The sequence below is a fragment of the Desulfovibrio sp. genome, assembly GCF_047607245.1.
Lineage (GTDB): Bacteria > Desulfobacterota > Desulfovibrionia > Desulfovibrionales > Desulfovibrionaceae > Desulfovibrio.
Window position 1 is genome coordinate 1 of sequence record NZ_JASGDK010000020.1, and the last position, 16,897, is coordinate 16,897.

Below are 16,897 nucleotides of genomic sequence, written 5' to 3' on the forward strand. Positions count from 1 at the left end.
CTTTGACGCCCACGGCCATAAGCGCCGGGGTAATGATGAAACCGCCGCCAGCGCCGATACACCCCGTGATGAGACCGGCGGCAAGGCCCACTGCTATGGACGCCAGGAAGATGTTGGTGGTGTAAAAGGCGGGCGCGTAGGCGGATTTGCCGCCCAGCATTTCGTGGTACTCATAAGCTTCAGCCATGCAGACCGCAAGAATCGGAACTGCCAGTGCCAGCAGAAACAGCATTTTTTTGCGGTTTTTGAGAATGGAGGTTGATACCTCCAGATCCCACTTAGCGTAAGCTTGTGAGCCGCTCAGCAGAAACTCATACACTTGTCTGCCAAAACTCATACTCTCCTCCAATACGATTGTGGCCGGCCAACGGCCGTAGGTCATGGCCCCAACAATGACATGTACAGGCACGTCTGGCTGCGCGGCGCGCCCCGGTGCAGCCTTGTGTTTGTAACAGGCAGTTTTTCATGAAAAAAAGAAAAAAGCCTGTCTTCTCCCATACACGGAGCTACCGTGACATATTCTTTGGTGTTTGTAAAAGAAATTTATCACGAGCAGCAGTTTTTCGTGCAAAATGAGGATTAATTGTCACCTTTTTGAGGTAGGTTTGCGTCAATCAATCCAAACAGTTGGCACTAAAGAACAAAAAATCGCACCTCTTTGCTTGGTTTCGTGTGAAAGTTGCAGGGTTGTCGTGTTATTGTGAAAAAAGGATCATGATTGCTTTTTTGCAAGCCCTTGGCTTTGCCCGAAAATAATCAACTCCAGCCAATCCAAAGCGAAGTACAGGGCCGCCACGTCCCCGTCCTGGCTGTCTTCCATAATGGCTGCTTTGCGTGATTCGCTTATGTCCACATGACTGAATATTTTCATGGCCTCGATGAGTTCACGGAACTTGTCGAGCTGAAAGAGGCAAAGCACTGTTGTGGTGGCCATGCGCGCTTCCAGAGGTTTGCCGCTGGCGCGTACCAGGGCCATGAGGCGCATGTAGCGGTCATTGGCTTCATTAAAGAGCTGCAGCTCCTCGTTTTCCATCCACTGGTGAGGCGTGCGGTTGGTGCCTTTGTCAAAGCCGTGGCAATGGGACTCACGCACAAGGAAAAATCGTTCGGCTACGCCGTCGGCAGCCATTTTTGTGCCGCGCCCGATGGGGTAATAGCGGCAGGCGCCGGGCCTGTCTTCGTATACGGAACAGCCAGCGGGCGTCACAAAAGGACATGGTTCTTCCGGGCCGTCCAGCATACGCAGCATGGGCAGGGGAAAGCCTGTGTCGGGAAACGAGCGCAGCGTCGTGAAGGTATTAAGAAAAGCCTCGCTGCTCATGCCAAGGTTCCGGCGCAGGCGCGAAATGTCGTAAGGGGTGAGCGGCAGGGTAAGCTCCGCACAGCAGCGATTGAAGCAGGGCACGTCGGGGTTGCAGTCAAAGCAGAAGGTTTCGTCCGGGCCAAGCTCGGGCAGATTGTCAATAAAGTCGCGGCTGGCGTCATTACTCATGAGAGCTCCTTGTATGGGCGGGGGGGATTGCAGGCGGCACGGCTGCCACAATGTGTGGTGCGGGGCTGAAAAAGGAAAAAGAGCGGCCCGCGCTTTTGCGCAGGCCGCTCTTGTCATGTTGCTAGATGACCTTGTTCAGAGCGTATTCAATAATGCCCTCGGCTCCGGCCTCGCGCAGGCGCGGAATAAGGTCGCGCACCACGTCGATCTGCACTACGGATTCAACGGAAAGCCATTTTTCGTCCCGCAGGGGGGAAACTGTGGGGGAGTTGAGCGACGGCAGCATCTCAAGAATGGCCGCAAGGTTGTCCGACGGGGCGTTCATTTTGAGCGCCACCAGATTTTCGGCACGCAGTGCGCCCTGAAGCAGCAGGTCGAGCTGCTCGATTTTGGCGCGCTTGCGCGGGTCGGCCCAGGCATCCTTGTTGGCAATGAGCACAGGGTAGGAAATCATGACTTCGTCAATGATCCGCAAGCCGTGTGCACGAATGGTCGTGCCGGTTTCGGTCACTTCCACAATGCCGTCGGCAAGGCCTTCCACGACCTTGGCTTCGGTAGCGCCCCAGGAATAAAAGACGTCCACATTCACGCCAGCATTTTCAAAGTAGCGGCGGGTCATGCCTTCCAGTTCGGTGGCAATGCGTTTTCCGGCCAGGTCGGCAGCAGAATGGTAGGGGGCGTCGCCCGCCACAGCCAGCACCCAGCGGCAAGGCCTGTTGGAGGTCTTGGAGTACACAAGGTCAGAGACGCGCACGACCTTGTCGTCGTGGTTGCTTTCGGTAAGCCAGTCCAGCCCCGTGATGCCCACGTCCAGCACGCCTGCCGAAATATAGCCGCCGATTTCCTGTACGCGGCACAATGAAGCCGTGATTTCAGGGTCGTTGATGTCTGGAAAATAGTTGCGCGTATGCTTGCGGATTTTCCAGCCCGCGCGTTCAAAAAGATTGATAGTGGCTTCTTCCAGCGAACCCTTGGGCACGCCCAGTTTGATGATGGGCTTCATATCCGCGCTCATGATGCTGTCCTTATTATACGCCGTAGACTTTTTCAGGGTCAAAAACCATAGGGGCGCACAGGCTTGCTGTGCCGTCCTTCCATTCCCGGTAAAAACAGGTGCGCCGTCCCGTATGACAGGCCGCGCCGCCAATCTGCTCCACCAGCAGCAGTACCGTGTCACTGTCACAATCCAGCCGCAGGGAGCGAACTTTCTGCACATTGCCGGATGTGCCGCCCTTGTGCCAGAGCTCCTTGCGGCTGCGGCTCCAGTAATGGGCCTCGCCGGTTTCAAGGGTCTTGCGCCATGCCTCTTCATTCATATAGGCCAGCATGAGAACCTCGCCGCTGGCGTGGTCCTGTGCTATGGCAGGCAAAAGGCCCTTGCTGAAGTCAGGGGTGAAGTCCTCGCCGGGGACGGCGGCGGGCTTCGGTTCTGAGGCTGTCATACACACTCCTTGAAAAAGGCGGCAGCCATGTGTCGCCGGGCAGTGTTTTTGCGCGGCACGCGTGTCCGGCAAAGGGAACAAATCTAACCGCAAGCGCAGTGAGACGCAAGCAAAGCCTGTTACAGAAGGTAAATGCATGGCCTGCATTGCTCCACACGTTCTTTTGCGTCAGAAATACCCGGTAAAAAACCTGTTGCGGCAGCCGCAAGATTTGTGACGCGCGGCAGGCTTGTTCTGGTCAGGGTGCGGCCTTGTTCCGTTTGCACATGTGACGATTTTTTGCTCACGGCCAGCGGCAAGGTGTAGATGCTGCCTCGCTGCGTGCCCCGCCAGTATGGCGTGATTCAAGGCAACTTGCGCAATTAATCGCGCTATGGCATGCTCATCCGTTAGCGAAATCATATTTAAAGGCGGCATGCCGCCGGGATAAATACATGTCTGAACATCAAACACCCTCCGATCCGGACGCCGCCGTTACAACAGTGGAAGATACGTCGGCAGGCGTTGCGGAAACCCCGCTTAGCGGCATATCCGTCAGCGAACCTGAAGACGCCTTGCCGCGAGTGACTATGGCCGATCTGCCTGAAGGCATGCGTGAAGCCTGCGCACGTGCGGGCTGGCAGGGGCTTATGCCTGTTCAGTCTCTGGCATTCCCCTATTTGCTTGAAGGGCGCGACATTATGGTGCAGTCGCGCACGGGCAGCGGCAAAACCGGCTGCTATCTCTTGCCCATGCTGCCCCGCCTGTCTGCTGACCTCAAGGCTCCGCAGGCTCTTGTGCTGGCCCCCACGCGGGAACTGGCCGTGCAGGTTGAGCGTGAGGCCGCTGTGCTGTTTGAAGGGACGGGCATAGTCACCGCAGCCGTCTATGGCGGCGTGGGCTACAAAAAGCAGATGGACGCCCTGCGTGAAGGGGCACAGCTTATAGTGGGTACCCCCGGCCGAGTGCTGGACCACCTGCTGCGCCGCACGCTGGACCTCAAAGACCTGCGCGAACTGGTCTTCGACGAGGCCGACCGCATGCTTTCCATCGGTTTTTACCCGGACATGAAAGAGATACAGCGCTATCTGCCCCGGCGGGCAATCCATACCTGCCTGTTCTCGGCCACGTATCCGCCGCATGTGCTCAAACTGGCCGGAGAGTTCATGTCTGCGGCCGCCATGCTCTCTCTTTCGCAAAAAGAAGTGCATGTGGCTGAAGTGCAGCACCTTTTTTGCGAAGTAAAGCCGATGGACAAGGACCGCGCTCTGGTGCGCCTGCTGGAGACGGAAAACCCCGCTTCGGCCATCATTTTTTGCAACACCAAGTCTAACGTGCATTATGTGGCCGGGGTGTTGCAGGGCTTTGGCTACAGCGCCGACGAACTTTCCGCCGACCTTTCCCAGTCCCGGCGTGAGGCCGTGCTGGAAAAGATACGCCAGGGCAAGTTGCAGTATCTGGTCGCTACGGACGTTGCCGCGCGCGGGATTGATATTCCAGAATTGTCGCACGTTTTTCTTTACGAGCCGCCCGAAGACCACGAGAGCTACATCCACCGCGCTGGACGCACCGGGCGCGCCGGAGCCGCAGGCACGGTGATTTCTCTGGTAGACGTCATGCAGCGCATGGAGCTTGACCGCATTGCCAAGCATTACAAGATTGGCCTTATCCCCATGCCGCTGCCTACCGATGAAGACGTGGCCCGTGTGGCAGGCACACGCCTGACGGCCATTCTTGAAGGGCGTTTTCGCAAACTGACAGGCCTTGAACGCATGCGCGTGGCCCGCTATGTCCAGTTGGCGCGAGAACTCGCGGCTGAGGGTGATGGCGAAGACAGCGCGTCGCTGCTGGCTATGCTGCTGGATTCCGCCCATCAGGAAAGCCTGCGTGAAAATCGTTTTCCCGACCAGTCTTCGCCCAGCCCCGCGCGGCAGGGCGAGGGCTCGCGTCACGGTTCTGGCCGTGGGGGCTCGGGCCGTAACGGCAGGAATCCCAAAAGCAGCAATGGCGCCAATAGCGGTAATGGCGGCAAGAGCGCCAACGGTGAGCAAAGCGACCGTAACGGAACTGCCAGCGGCGAGAATGCGGAAGCCCGTCCGGGCAAACGCCGCCGCTCTCCGCGCCGCCGTGACGGTCAACAGGGCAGGGATGCCGGGGACACCGCGCCCCGGAATGTGCAAAGCAAAACGGATACCGCTGAATAAGCTGACGGAGTTCTATGCGTCATATGGACGGCACATCGGGACCAGCTTCTGAAAGCATATCCCCTGAAGCGGCGTCATCCGCCGTTCTTTCCGACACTATGCGGCAGGCTCTGGACAATTTCACGGCCTTGTACGCTGACGCGGATTTTACTGTGGAACTGGCATATCTGGGCGTGGGGCGCATGCAGTTTTTGCGCCGCCGTCAGATGCTGCTTGAGCTGCGCGGGCTGTATATGGCTTTGTGGCGTCTGGCTCTGGCCAGATCCTTTCCGCAGGATGCGGACGTGATGTTTGATACTTTTTTGCGGGAATATGCCGCAAAACACAAAGACAGGGCCAGTGCTCTGGTATTGACGCGCGGGCGCGAGTACTGGGGTATGCTGGAACCTATGGGCGACGGTGACTTCAGTAATGTGGCCCGCCACCTGACCTCCTTTTTCACCCAGAGCGAAAAGGCTGACAAAAGCGCCAACCTCAAGCTCGTTCTGCACATACGCAAACTCTACAAACATATATTCGACAGGCTAATATAGGGCCGTCAGCGCGCGGAACCCGGTTATCCGGGCTTTAACAGCGCTCACGCCTTGCCTTGGAACCGGCAGATATGAATATCGCACATTCCATTGAAGAGTTGAATTTTCTCGAAAACAGCGGGCTCACCATCGGCAATTTTGACGGTGTGCACCTTGGGCATCAGGCACTTATCCGGCATACGCTGGATGTGTGCGCCAGCGAAAAGCTGACCCCCGTGGTCATGACCTTCTGGCCGCACCCGCGACAGGTGGTTGCCCCCCGGCCTGGCCATATGCCGCTGACAACGCGTGAAGAGCGCTTTACGCTGCTGGAAGCCCTTGGGGTACAGCATGTGCTGGAGCTGCCCTTTACCCCTGAACTGGCCGCCCACGATGCCAATAGTTTTGTGCAGGCCTTTCTTGCGCCTTTGAAGCTGCGCCATCTGGTTGTCGGCTACGACTTCACCCTGGGCCGCGACCGTGGCGGGCATGTTGATACGCTGCGCCGCCTGGGCGAAGACGCTGGTTTCAGCGTAGAGCAGCTTGCGCCCGTGGTTGTGGACGGCACTGTGGTCAGCTCTACAACGCTGCGCAAGCTTATCGGCGAGGGCAATGTGCGTGAGGCTGCCCGCCTGCTCGGCCGTTTTCACGGATTCAGCGGCGAGGTTGTTCACGGTGACGGGCGCGGGGCGGGATTGGGTTTTCCCACGGCCAATCTGGCCCGTCCGCAGGTGGTCATTCCCACTGAAGGGGTCTATGCCACTCTCGCAACCCCGGCAGGTGCGGACGGTCATACATGGCCCGCCGTTACCTGCATCGGACGCAAGCCCACCTTTGGCGATAACGAGCTCACTGTAGAAACCTTCTTGCTTGAGGGCGGGCGGGATTTTTACGGTCAGGCTATGCGGCTGGACTTTGTGGAACATTTGCGGGGAGAAAAGCGTTTTGATTCCGTGGATGCTCTCAAAGAGCAGATCGCGGCTGACGTTGACCACGCGCGGCGCACTCTGGCAGCCTTTATTCGCCTTTAGAGCATTTTCACTTTGAAATGCTCAGGCGGCTGCGCGAGCAGACGGCCGCCGTAACAAGCGCATATTAAACTTTGAGAATATATCTCAAAGTTATCTACTCCAGGCCTGATTAACTTTGAAATGCATCGTATTTCAAGGTTGTCATGCCGCCGGAAAGCAAGTTCCGGCTGAATCCATGCCGCATTGCGCTGTTATGCGGCGTCAGAGCATTTGAACTCTTTCAAGGTTAGCGTGCTCCAGTTTCTGCTGGGTGGCCTTTGCTTCAACTTGGGAGTATGAGTGAGGCATGATACGCGCGGATCTGCATAATCACACTCTGGCCGCTCACGGGCGCGACACTGTCGCCGACATGTACAAGGCCGCCAGAGGCAGCCAGCTTGACTGGTACGGCCTCTCAGAACATTCGCCCCTGCCGCCCGGCTACGCCTGCCCGCTGTATACGGGTGACCTCAGCCTGACCTTCCCCTCCTATGTGGAGGAAGTACTGGCCCTCAAACAAAACGCGCCTTCCGGCGGCCCACAGGTTCTGCTTGGCATGGAGCTGGATTGGCTGCCCGTCAATATGGCCTGGATGAAAAACATTCTGGGCCTCTATCCCTTTGATTACGTGATTGGCGGTCTGCACTTTGTGCATGACGTGCCTGTAGGATCGCCCCGCAGCTGGGCGGCTGATTTGACGCAGCCGCAGCGTTTTGCGCGCTTTACCGCCTATTATGAAGAAATGGCCCTGCTGGCTTCCAGCGGTCTGGTGGACGTGGTTGCCCACCCCGATTTCATCAAGGTCTGCTGCTATGACGATTTTCAGGCGTGGCTGAAACAGCCCGGCAGTCTTGATCTCATCGCCAGCGCGCTTACGGCCATGCGCGATTCTGATACGGCAATGGAAGTTTCCTCCGCCGGACTGCGCAAAACCTTCAACGAACCGTATCCCGGCCCTGCCATCATGCGGCTTGCCGCTGATCTTGGCTTGACCATCAGCTTTGGTTCCGATGCCCATGCCGCCAGTGAAACTGTCTCTCATTTTGAAGAGCTGGCCCGCTATGCCCGCAGCTACGGCTTTAAAAATAGCCGTATTGCCGTGGAACGCGAGAAGGTTACGCTCGACTTTTAGCGTGTGTATTCTTCTTGTAAGGGCTTTGTGGGGCGGCAGCCGGAGCTGAAAAAGAATGAAGTTGCCTTTATGAAGCCATTTGCGCCCTTCGGTCACAGCGGCTTTCATGACCTTTAGTTTGGGACGCCTGCGCGGTGGGCAGCAAAGGGGGCCAGTTGGCTGCCGTCCCTCCGAGGCCTCTCTCCACTCCCTGCGGGCACTCCCGCTGGGCTTTCCATATCTCTCCACTCTCACGAGTCAGGCTTCTGGGGCTTTTCAAATTCCACCATTCCCCGCGGGCTGCGCGGCTACAGCTTCGGGAGCTTCCCCGCTACACTCGGCGAACTCCCTGTACGTCGTGCAATGCCGTCATTTGTTTTCTCTCTGAATGAAAATATGTTGTCTTGCAGGTCGGCAGGGTCAGGCTAGATAAGTACACTATCCTAATGAAGACCTGTCTTTTTAGTGTTATCACGCGTTGCTGCACTGATGACTCGATTGGGATCTTGCAGTTTTCAGACAAGGTGTCGGCTGTTGCCGGGGTTGCGTCACAAAGAATCGAAGCCGACACATCGGCAAGGTTTGCGCGCAGCCGCCGCGCAAGCGGACCAATTGAAACAGGTTTGACAGTGTATGCTAGCTCCACCGCCCGCCGCACTGGCGGCCTATGCGAAGCCAATCCTTACAGAGAGCTATCTTCATATAAATTGTCCCCTGAACATCCACCTGCCAGGGTTCTCTGTTCACAATCTCCGTCACAGCCGCATGTCTGTGCTGCAACTCCTAAATGCAACGCAACAGGCAGTTGCCACAGCTGATATCTTTTCTGTGAAAATATTGTTTGCAGCTATACGAAAATATAGCATTTTTTTTGAAGCTCTGTTGACAATGTTCTGTATTTTTGAAATTCATACAATGAATATTTTCTCATTTTGCCTGTATATGAGGTGAGAACATATTCATACTAAATTACAAAGTATTGAGTTCATACATACCGGGGCGGGCTGAATCGTGCCCCTGCAGGAGTTGTCATGAAAAACCGTGGCGTATATCTGGGCCTTGTCCTGGCGGCCATATTGCTTGTCTTTGGTGTGTGGGTGCTCTCTTTCTTCGGTTCAACGCTCACCATCAAGAGGGTGGCAATGGACTCCGAGGCGGCGGCCAAAAGGGTGGCCGTGCCTGCGGCGCAAGCCCTGTTCAATCCGCCTCGCCCTGAAGACGCGCCGGAAAGCATTCGTGCCGAAGTCATGCTGGGCTACAAGATCATGACGGAAACCAGCAAATATGCCGGGGAATACGTCAGCAAAGACAGCAAGCTCTCCTGTTCCAGCTGCCACTTTGAAGGCGGCAGGTCTATGGAGAGTTTTTCGCTGGTGGGGGTAGGGGCCACCTATCCGCGCTACCGCGACCGCAACGAATACACCGTTGACCTCGGCATACGCATTCAGGGCTGTTTTGACCGCAGCATGAATGGCACGCCGCCGCCGCTGGACGGCCAGATCATTCAGTCCCTGCTGGTGTATCTGCAATGGATATCCAAGGATATTCCCATTTACGCCAAGCTGCCCTGGGCCGTGCCCGAAAGTATGGACAATCCCCACAAGCCTGATGCGGCCAACGGTGAAAAAGTCTATAAGGACGTGTGCGCCCGCTGCCACGGCCCCAACGGCGAAGGCACGGACATTGCCCCGCCAGTATGGGGCGACGATTCGTACAACGACGGCGCAGGCATGCACCGGGTGCGTACCCTGTCCATATTCGCCTGGCGCTTCATGCCCAAGAATGCACCCTCCCTCACGCAGGAAGAGGCGCTGGATGTGGCGGGCTACATACACGAACAGCCCCGGCCCAAGTTCGTGCCCACGCATCCTGACAAGATCGAGCGGCTCATCCCCCTGACGGAAGGGAAGTAGTCATGATTTTTCCCATACTGCACATACCGGGTCTCGGCGATGGCATGACCATCGCCCTGGACGCCGTGTTGCATGTCGTCATAAGTCACGGTCTGGCCATTGGCCTCATGACCATGCTCATTCTTTTTCAAACCCTGACCTATATGGGCAAGGGCCCGCACTGGGCACGCATAACCCGCAGCCTGCTGGGGCCTGTGGTGGTGGTTATCACTTCCGTGGGCGCGGTAACGGGCGTGGGCATCTGGTTTATCACAGGCATTCTCGCGCCTGAGGGCATCGGCTCGCTCATCCATCTATTTTTCTGGCCCTGGTTCATTGAATGGGGAGCCTTTACCTCAGAAGTCATTCTGCTGCTTTTTTACTATTACCTGTGGGACAAACTGGCGGAAAAGCATCCGGGCCGCCTGACCGCTCTTGGTTGGGGCTATGTGGTCATGGCCGTCATTTCGGCCATCCTTATCTCGGGCATTCTGGGCTTCATGCTCACGCCCGCTGGCTGGCCCTGGGGGCAGACTTTTGATCAGGCTTACTACAACCCCACCTTTGTGCCGCAGGTGTTTCTGCGTCTGGCGGCGGGGCTGGGCATCGGCTCGCTGCTGCTTGCGGCCTGGATTGCCTGGCGCTTCAAGGGCACGCAACAGGAGCGCGGCAGTGCTCTGCGCCTGGCTGGCGGCGTGTTTCTGGCCTGTGTAGCCGTGGCCGGAGTCAGCGCGTGGGTTTACTTCTCCCGCATACCAATGACCTATCTGACTCACTGGAAGTTCGCGGTCGCCACTTCCTATATGTCGCAACTGCCGGACTTTCTGCCTACCCTTAATGCCGTGGGCGTCGGGGTGCTTTGCCTCACGGGGCTGGTTGCCTTGCTGCGCTGGCCCATTATAAGCCGCATTCTCTGCATTCCGGCCATTTTACTCTGCGTATTTATGGTTATGGAATTTGAGCGCATACGCGAATTTGTGCGCGGGCCGTATTTGCTGCCCGGCTATATGTACGCCAATCAGGTGCCGCTGGTGGAAAAGCTGGCCCTTGATGAGAAAAATGAGAACTATCTGCCGCGCATGCGCTGGGTGGACGACAACGGCAAGCTGCCGCCGGATATGGTGGCAGGGAAGGCCCTGTTTACCGCCAACTGCGGGGTGTGCCACACCACGGTCAAGGGCGGGCTGAACAATATCGGCATTCGCGTGGCCGGACGCACTCTGGACAGTCTCAATGCCATTGTGGACATTACAGAAAACCTCGGCCCCTTCATGACGCCCTTTACCGGATCGGAATCGGAGCGTCTGCTGCTGGCAAATTATATCTATATGCTCGGAACAGAGCAGGGCTATATCAAGATCCCGCAGGCGCCAAAAATTCCGGCAGCCCATGCAGCGGGCAGGGAGGCGAAGTAGTCATGAACAAGTGGACTGACCTCTTCCTCCTGCATCCTCTGTCCGGCGGCTGGCTTGATGGCCTGCTTTTTGTGAGTTTTGGCCTGCATTTGCTTTTTGCCCTGCTTATTGTCGGTACGGCGGTGCTGGGCCTTGTGTTCTTCTTGCAGGACTGGCTGAACAACGACCAACCTGGGCAGAGCTGGAACAGTAAATTCATGCACACCCACCTGGGCCTCAAAAGTCTGGCCGTGGTGTTAGGCATTGCGCCCCTGCTGCTCATACAAATACGTTATTCCTACTCGTTCTTCACCACCACGGGGCTGTTTGCCTATGCATGGCTGGCGGTGATACCCCTGCTTATCGTGGCCTTTCTGCTTATTGACGGTTTTAACCATTCAATGGAAAGCCGCGCGTGGTTGGCCCTGCTTTGCGGCGTGATAGGCGTGGGGGCGCTGCTCACCGTGCCTGCCGTGTTTACCGGAGCGCTGGCCCTTATGGAACGCCAGCATCTGTGGGCCCAGTTCGGTCAGTCGGGCGGGCAGGATTTTGCCACTTTGCCCGCACTGGCCCCGCACTGGCTGCTGCGTTATCTGCACGTTATTGGCGCAGCCCTTGTGCTTGGCGCGGCTTTTCAGCTCTTTTTCTCTACCCGCAACAACCCGGAAAAAGCGCCGCGCTTGCGCAACTGGGTTTTCGGCGCAACGCTGGCCCAGATCCTTATTGGCATCCCCTTGCTGTTTACTGTGGCTGCCGAGCTCAACTGGACCATCGTCGCGGCGCTTACAGTGGGCGCGCTGGCTGCCCTGCTGGTCTTGTGGGTGCTGCGTCCCCGGCAGTCGGCTTCAGAAACAGCCCCAAGGCCCATGCCGCTGCCCGCGCCCCGCAGCTTGCTCTGGCTGCTGCCACTGGCCTTCGCGGCCATGCTGGTGGGGCGTCAGTTCATACAGGACGAATCTTTGAATCCCGTGCAGGCCGCCAACGACGCCTACCGTACAGAGCGAGCCAAAACAATGGATCCCTTCCGGCAACCTTCGCTGGATGCTTATGCCCTCAAGCTCAAGACAGTGTACGATAATGGCGACACCATTTACGATCAGGCTTGCGCCCCCTGTCACGGATTGAAAGGCAAGGGCGACGGCCCCGTGGCCGCGCGCCTGCTTATTCCGGCAGAGGATATTGCAGCCATTCGCGCTGACAGGGAGTATGTGTACACCCTCGTGCGGGACGGCGTGCCCGGTTCAGGCATGCCTTATTTCCGGCTTTATGACCGCGAAAAGATTGAAATGGTGCTGGATACGATGGGCAAGCGTTTTGACATGTACGGCAAGGCCGACGTGCCGCCGGACCGTGAACCGGAAGGCGAGGCCATGTTCGTATGGGCTGAAACCTGCTCGGTCTGCCACGGTGTTGCAGGCGAGATCACAGCGTTTGGGCATACCCTGCTGCCCCCGCCGCCGGACTTGCAAAAGTTTGCAATGACCCATGCCCGAGCCCTTGAAGTCATCACCAACGGCTATCCCGGCACGGTCATGCCGCCATTTCGGCATCTGCCGCAGGAAGTGCTTGAAGACCTGACCATCATCAGCAATACCTTCCGGGTGGAAAAATAGGCGGTTGGGTTGGGTAGAAGAGAAAAAGTGGCAAAAGCTGATCGTCTTCACTTTGAAATGTTTCTGCAGGTGAGGTGAGGCCATTACATTAAAAGATGGCCTCATCTCGCCCACGCTGGAAAGTGTATGGTTCAATGTTGATTGCGCAAAAAAATCGCTCGGAGGGTTACTCTCCGAGCGATTTTCAATAGTTATATGATGGCCGTTTGAGCCGGATCGAATTTATGCAGTTAAGCCCCCAGGCCCATTACGTATTCGCGCTGTTCGCGGCGGCGTACCAGCCAGAATACCAGCAGTGCGCCCAGCAGCTTGCTAACACTCATAGTTATGATGGACCAGGGCGTGGCAAGGCCGATGATGAGCAGAAAAACAATGCTGTCCAGGGGCGCGCCAACGAGGCTGGAAATAAGTATGCGCTGCGAAAATGGGCGGTTGGTAAACGTAAACAGCGCCCAGTCCCCCAGTTCGCCCATAGCAAAGGCGGCGGCGCTGGCCAGCGCAAGCTGGGGCGTGGCCATATACCAGCTTACAACGCAGCCCACCAGCATGGCCCACAGCACTTTGTGTCCCACCCGGCGCTGTGCGTAGTCGCGCACCACAAAAATAAAGCCCACCACCAGAGAGAGCGGAGCCCAAAGTTCGCCATTGGGCAGCTCGATGAGGGGCGTTACGGCAAAGGCGTAGTTCACGCCAACGATAAGAGCCATATAGGTGAAGAGAGTAAACATGGGCGCGAGAGTAAGCGTTGACGGCATTATCGTCAAGTATGGAGCGCCTGTGGCTTGCCGGGCACAAGGGGATTGTTTGCAGCAATTGCCTGAAAAACAGAGGGCTTTCAGGGCATGACAAACGCGCTTTTTGCCAGGCGCAAGGGCCGGAAGGCTGGCTTGCGGCTTGACCCCAGCGCGCGGATATGGGACAGAAAAACAGATTTAGTATGTATCTAGAGTAGATCTACCTTGAGAATATGCGTTCTCAAAGTTTAAGAAACGCCCGTTGCGGCGCATAATCTCGCAAATGGATACCGGGCTGTCTTCTCCGTAGCGAATTGTCCTGCCCTGTAAGGCGGCTTCGTAACGGTTCAGGTAAGCCCTGCGGGCGCATAAGCCGTTGCAGCGTCAGCGGCTTACGGATAACGACAGCGACTCTTTGGGTAAGATTTTTGCGTAACTCATTGCCGTCTTTATCCTTAGCTTCCTGCGTCACAACGGCTAAAGCAACGGCTGAAACTGCATTTAGCCTTCACCGCGGGCGGCTCTCATGTAGCCGCCAGAGCAAGTTCAAAGTGAAATTGTTCGAGAAAATTTCTGCGCCCTTTGCGCGCAGCGTAGGCCGGTTTTTCGGCCAGGAGATGTAATGACCGACCTGCACTACCGTTGCGGATGGGTGGCGCTTATGGGCCCGCCCAATGCTGGCAAGTCCACCCTGCTTAATTCCCTTCTCGGGCAGAAGGTGACCATTGTCACGCCCAAGCCGCAGACCACGCGCAATCAGATTGTGGGCATCCTCACCAATGATGATTCCCAGGTTATCTTTATGGATACGCCCGGCCTCACACAGGTGCGGGGCCGCCTGAGCAAGACGATGATCCAGGCTGTATGGCAAAGCCTGGGGCAGGCTGATGTTATCATGCCTGTGCTGGACGGCCACCTCTACATCCGCCACCCCGAATTTCTGGAGCGCGATATTGCCCCGGTAGCTCAGGCTCTGGCCAGCGAAGAACGCCCGATGATCGTGGTGGTCAACAAGGTGGACCTGTTCAGCGACAAGAGCCGCATGCTGCCCCTGCTGACACGGCTGCATGAAATGTGGCCCAGGGCCGAAATCTTTCCTGTGTCTGCTTTGCGCAGGGATGGTCTGGCCGATCTGGTGGCTCTTATCAACAAGAACCTGCCCAAAGCGCAGGCCCAGTTCCCCGAAGACCAGATTTCCACCGCGCCCTTGCGCTTCATGACCGCCGAAATCATTCGCGAAAAGCTCTTTTTGCATCTGCGGCAGGAAGTTCCCTATTCTGTTGCCGTGGATATTGAAAACTGGGAAGAAGACGAAGAGCGCGGGCAAACCGTCATTCACGCCACCATTTACGTGGCTCGCCCCATGCACAAGGCTATGGTCATCGGCCGGGCCGGGCAGTCCATCAAGGCCATTGGAACCGAGGCCCGCAAGGACATTCAGGTTCTGGTGGACGGCAAGGTGCATCTGGAACTGTGGGTCAAGGTGCGTGAGCACTGGACTGAAGATGCGGCCTTTTTGCGCGACATCGGCATGATGGCGGAGTAAGTATGGAGCTGCTGGACCGTTACCGTCATGTGCTGGACAGGCTGAATACGGCCTGTGCCGATGCCGGGCGCGCCAGAGAGGACGTGACCCTCATTGCCGTATCCAAACTGCATCCGGCGGAAGAAGTGGCCGTTGTGGCCGCTGCCGGGCAGGTGGATTTTGGCGAAAATTATGTGCAGGAAGCTTTGCAGAAACGTGAGGATCTGGCGGCGTCCGCCGGGTCCTCCACGCTTGCAGCGGGCATCCGCTGGCACATGATAGGCCATGTGCAGAGCCGCAAGGCCGCGCAGGTGGCCGGAGCCTTTGCCCTCATACATACCCTCGATTCACGTAAGCTGGCCGATGCTCTTGAAAAACGCATGGACGGCGCTGAAGAGCGCCAGACGGTGCTTTTTGAGATAAATATTGCCTCCGAGCCGCAAAAAAGTGGTCTCATGCCTGCAGATTTGCCGGCACTGGCCGATTATGTACTTGAGAACTGTCCTCACCTGGACGTTCAGGGGCTCATGTGTCTGCCCCCGGTTTTTGATGCCGGTGATGCAGCCCGCCCCCATTTTGCCCATCTGCGCCAATTGAGGGACAGCCTGCAAAAGCACACAGGCCTGCCCCTGCCCACGCTTTCTATGGGTATGAGCGGTGACTTCGAAGCCGCTGTGGCCGAAGGGGCCACTCTGGTGCGCATCGGCACGGATATTTTCGGGCCGCGCCCGGTCAAAACGCCGCCTCTGGCATAGTGCCTGCAACAGCTATTGAGGCCGGTTTTGCGGGTGGCGGCGTTTCGGGACTCTCCGGGGTTTTCCGGGGACGTCCCTCCCGTGAACATGACGGCGGCACGGCACGGCTGTGAGTCCGCAAAAGGCCAACGGAGTTGATTATGGCGGCCAAGGAAAAAGAAGCCCCCGCGCTGCCCGAAGGGCAGGCTGAAAGTCCCAAGAAGAAATCCCGGGTCAAGCGTCTCGTCATTATTTTGGCGATATTGCTCATGACGTTGAGCGGCGCAGGGCTTGGCGGCTACTGGTGGCTCTATTTGCGCACCCCCGCCAGCAATGGGGCTGCGCCTGCAGCCGACGCGGCGGGAATGTCTGCCACTGCGGGGCAGGCTGCCGGTTCCGCTGCGGCGGGGCAGGGCGGGCAAGGAAGTCAGTCCGCGTCAGGTCAGACCGGAGGCGATGGGCGCATTGAACGGCAAAGCGATCTGCCGCGCAGCGGCGGCATGGTGCTGCCCTTGCCGTCCATTACCGTCAACCTGTCAGATCCTGCCGGGCGGCGTTATCTTAAAATGAGCATGGAGGTGGAGGTCAATTCCGATGTTTCGGCTGCCCTCCAGGCCAACAATGCCCGCATCCGCGATGCCATCATCATGCTGCTGGCCGGTAAAAACTATGCTGACATAGCCACCCCTGACGGCAAGGTGCTGCTCAAAGCTGAAGTGGCGGCGCGCCTTAATCAGATACTTGGCGCACAGCGCGTTATTCGCGTGTATTTTACAGATTTTGTTGTCGAATAATTTCTTGCGCGGCTTTGTCCGCATGGTCAACGCTCCGGGGGCAAACGCGCCCGGCGGCAGGAAGACAAAGAGGTGACCTATGTCGCAGGAAGATCAGGACGCTTTGGCTGCCCAGTGGGAAGCCGAACTCGCCCAAGAGGCTGATGCAGACAATGCATCGGGCGGCGCTGCCGAACCCGCCGCCCCGGCTGAAACTCCCCCTGCTGGTGCCGACGCCCAGCGTCAGGCCGACGAAGCCCTGGCTGCCCAGTGGGCCGCCAGCATGGCTCAGGATGAAGAAGCTCATCCGCAGCAGTCTTTTGGCGGTGCTGGCGCTGGTATGGGCGGTCACGCCACAGACGCCCATTTCAAGGACATGACGGAAATGGCCCGCCAGCCCGGAGACAACAAACTCAAGCGCGAGCTGGACTTCATTCTGGATATTCCGCTGGACGTCTCTGCCGAACTGGGCCGTACCCGTC

15 protein-coding genes and 1 pseudogene are annotated in these 16,897 nt (G+C 57.5%); 11 read left to right on the forward strand and 5 right to left on the reverse strand.

Annotation, left to right across the window (positions count from 1 at the left end):
• The 4 genes and pseudogenes from QM579_RS01740 to hisI all read right to left on the reverse strand — a co-directional run.
• Positions 1 to 337: pseudogene (locus QM579_RS01740) on the reverse strand (sulfite exporter TauE/SafE family protein); the annotation flags it as partial.
• Between the two features lie 375 nt (positions 338 to 712).
• Positions 713 to 1,492 (reverse strand): YkgJ family cysteine cluster protein, encoded by a 780-nt coding sequence (locus tag QM579_RS01745; RefSeq protein WP_414997509.1) that lies wholly within the window; start codon positions 1,490 to 1,492, stop codon positions 713 to 715.
• Between the two features lie 121 nt (positions 1,493 to 1,613).
• Complete coding sequence (gene hisG / locus QM579_RS01750; protein ID WP_414997510.1) at positions 1,614 to 2,507, reverse strand: ATP phosphoribosyltransferase; 894 nt, start codon at positions 2,505 to 2,507, stop codon at positions 1,614 to 1,616.
• Positions 2,508 to 2,520: 13 nt separating this feature from the next.
• Positions 2,521 to 2,934: a phosphoribosyl-AMP cyclohydrolase gene (gene hisI / locus QM579_RS01755; RefSeq protein WP_414997511.1), complete on the reverse strand. Its 414-nt coding sequence runs from the start codon at positions 2,932 to 2,934 to the stop codon at positions 2,521 to 2,523.
• 434 nt (positions 2,935 to 3,368) lie between these two features.
• Between hisI and QM579_RS01760 the strand changes: the two genes are divergently transcribed.
• The 7 genes from QM579_RS01760 (at position 3,369) to QM579_RS01790 (ending at position 12,649) form a co-directional block, all read left to right on the forward strand.
• On the forward strand, positions 3,369 to 5,117 hold the full coding sequence (locus QM579_RS01760; RefSeq protein WP_414997512.1) for a DEAD/DEAH box helicase: 1,749 nt from the start codon (positions 3,369 to 3,371) through the stop codon (positions 5,115 to 5,117).
• A gap of 14 nt (positions 5,118 to 5,131) precedes the next feature.
• Positions 5,132 to 5,650, forward strand: coding sequence for a hypothetical protein (locus QM579_RS01765; RefSeq protein ID WP_414997513.1), 519 nt, complete (start codon positions 5,132 to 5,134; stop codon positions 5,648 to 5,650).
• A 71-nt stretch (positions 5,651 to 5,721) separates the two neighbouring features.
• Positions 5,722 to 6,660 (forward strand): bifunctional riboflavin kinase/FAD synthetase, encoded by a 939-nt coding sequence (locus QM579_RS01770; RefSeq protein ID WP_414997514.1) that lies wholly within the window; start codon positions 5,722 to 5,724, stop codon positions 6,658 to 6,660.
• A gap of 286 nt (positions 6,661 to 6,946) precedes the next feature.
• Positions 6,947 to 7,771: a histidinol-phosphatase gene (locus tag QM579_RS01775; protein ID WP_414997515.1), complete on the forward strand. Its 825-nt coding sequence runs from the start codon at positions 6,947 to 6,949 to the stop codon at positions 7,769 to 7,771.
• 1,010 nt (positions 7,772 to 8,781) lie between these two features.
• Positions 8,782 to 9,663, forward strand: coding sequence for a c-type cytochrome (locus QM579_RS01780; RefSeq protein WP_414997516.1), 882 nt, complete (start codon positions 8,782 to 8,784; stop codon positions 9,661 to 9,663).
• A 2-nt stretch (positions 9,664 to 9,665) separates the two neighbouring features.
• A complete protein-coding gene (locus QM579_RS01785) occupies positions 9,666 to 11,057 on the forward strand; it encodes a c-type cytochrome (RefSeq protein ID WP_414997517.1) in 1,392 nt (463 codons plus the stop codon).
• A gap of 2 nt (positions 11,058 to 11,059) precedes the next feature.
• Positions 11,060 to 12,649: a c-type cytochrome gene (locus QM579_RS01790; protein WP_414997518.1), complete on the forward strand. Its 1,590-nt coding sequence runs from the start codon at positions 11,060 to 11,062 to the stop codon at positions 12,647 to 12,649.
• Positions 12,650 to 12,879: 230 nt separating this feature from the next.
• On the opposite strand, the gene QM579_RS01795 is transcribed toward QM579_RS01790, so the two are convergent.
• A complete protein-coding gene (locus QM579_RS01795; RefSeq protein ID WP_414997519.1) occupies positions 12,880 to 13,404 on the reverse strand; it encodes a hypothetical protein in 525 nt (174 codons plus the stop codon).
• Positions 13,405 to 14,005: 601 nt separating this feature from the next.
• Between QM579_RS01795 and era the strand changes: the two genes are divergently transcribed.
• The 4 genes from era to QM579_RS01815 form a co-directional block, all read left to right on the forward strand.
• A complete protein-coding gene (gene era, locus QM579_RS01800; protein ID WP_414997520.1) occupies positions 14,006 to 14,929 on the forward strand; it encodes a GTPase Era in 924 nt (307 codons plus the stop codon).
• Between the two features lie 2 nt (positions 14,930 to 14,931).
• On the forward strand, positions 14,932 to 15,663 hold the full coding sequence (locus QM579_RS01805; protein ID WP_414997521.1) for a YggS family pyridoxal phosphate-dependent enzyme: 732 nt from the start codon (positions 14,932 to 14,934) through the stop codon (positions 15,661 to 15,663).
• Between the two features lie 140 nt (positions 15,664 to 15,803).
• The gene (fliL, locus tag QM579_RS01810; protein WP_414997522.1) at positions 15,804 to 16,436 is read left to right on the forward strand and encodes a flagellar basal body-associated protein FliL; all 633 of its coding nucleotides are present in this window, start codon (positions 15,804 to 15,806) and stop codon (positions 16,434 to 16,436) included.
• Positions 16,437 to 16,515: 79 nt separating this feature from the next.
• Positions 16,516 to 16,897 (forward strand): flagellar motor switch protein FliN (locus tag QM579_RS01815; protein WP_414997523.1); only part of this gene is annotated, 382 nt, incomplete at its 3' end.

Excerpts from the sequence above, each read along its gene's own strand:
- QM579_RS01760 (WP_414997512.1), top strand. The coding sequence starts at position 3,369 with ATGTCTGAACATCAAACACCCTCCGATCCGGACGCCGCCGTTACAACA.
- QM579_RS01765 (WP_414997513.1), top strand. The coding sequence starts at position 5,132 with ATGCGTCATATGGACGGCACATCGGGACCAGCTTCTGAAAGCATATCC.
- era (WP_414997520.1), top strand. The coding sequence starts at position 14,006 with ATGACCGACCTGCACTACCGTTGCGGATGGGTGGCGCTTATGGGCCCG.
- hisG (WP_414997510.1), bottom strand. The coding sequence starts at position 2,507 with ATGAGCGCGGATATGAAGCCCATCATCAAACTGGGCGTGCCCAAGGGT.
- fliL (WP_414997522.1), top strand. The coding sequence starts at position 15,804 with ATGGCGGCCAAGGAAAAAGAAGCCCCCGCGCTGCCCGAAGGGCAGGCT.
- QM579_RS01795 (WP_414997519.1), bottom strand. The coding sequence starts at position 13,404 with ATGCCGTCAACGCTTACTCTCGCGCCCATGTTTACTCTCTTCACCTAT.
- hisI (WP_414997511.1), bottom strand. The coding sequence starts at position 2,934 with ATGACAGCCTCAGAACCGAAGCCCGCCGCCGTCCCCGGCGAGGACTTC.
- QM579_RS01780 (WP_414997516.1), top strand. The coding sequence starts at position 8,782 with ATGAAAAACCGTGGCGTATATCTGGGCCTTGTCCTGGCGGCCATATTG.
- QM579_RS01790 (WP_414997518.1), top strand. The coding sequence starts at position 11,060 with ATGAACAAGTGGACTGACCTCTTCCTCCTGCATCCTCTGTCCGGCGGC.
- QM579_RS01785 (WP_414997517.1), top strand. The coding sequence starts at position 9,666 with ATGATTTTTCCCATACTGCACATACCGGGTCTCGGCGATGGCATGACC.
- QM579_RS01775 (WP_414997515.1), top strand. The coding sequence starts at position 6,947 with ATGATACGCGCGGATCTGCATAATCACACTCTGGCCGCTCACGGGCGC.
- QM579_RS01745 (WP_414997509.1), bottom strand. The coding sequence starts at position 1,492 with ATGAGTAATGACGCCAGCCGCGACTTTATTGACAATCTGCCCGAGCTT.
- QM579_RS01805 (WP_414997521.1), top strand. The coding sequence starts at position 14,932 with ATGGAGCTGCTGGACCGTTACCGTCATGTGCTGGACAGGCTGAATACG.
- QM579_RS01770 (WP_414997514.1), top strand. The coding sequence starts at position 5,722 with ATGAATATCGCACATTCCATTGAAGAGTTGAATTTTCTCGAAAACAGC.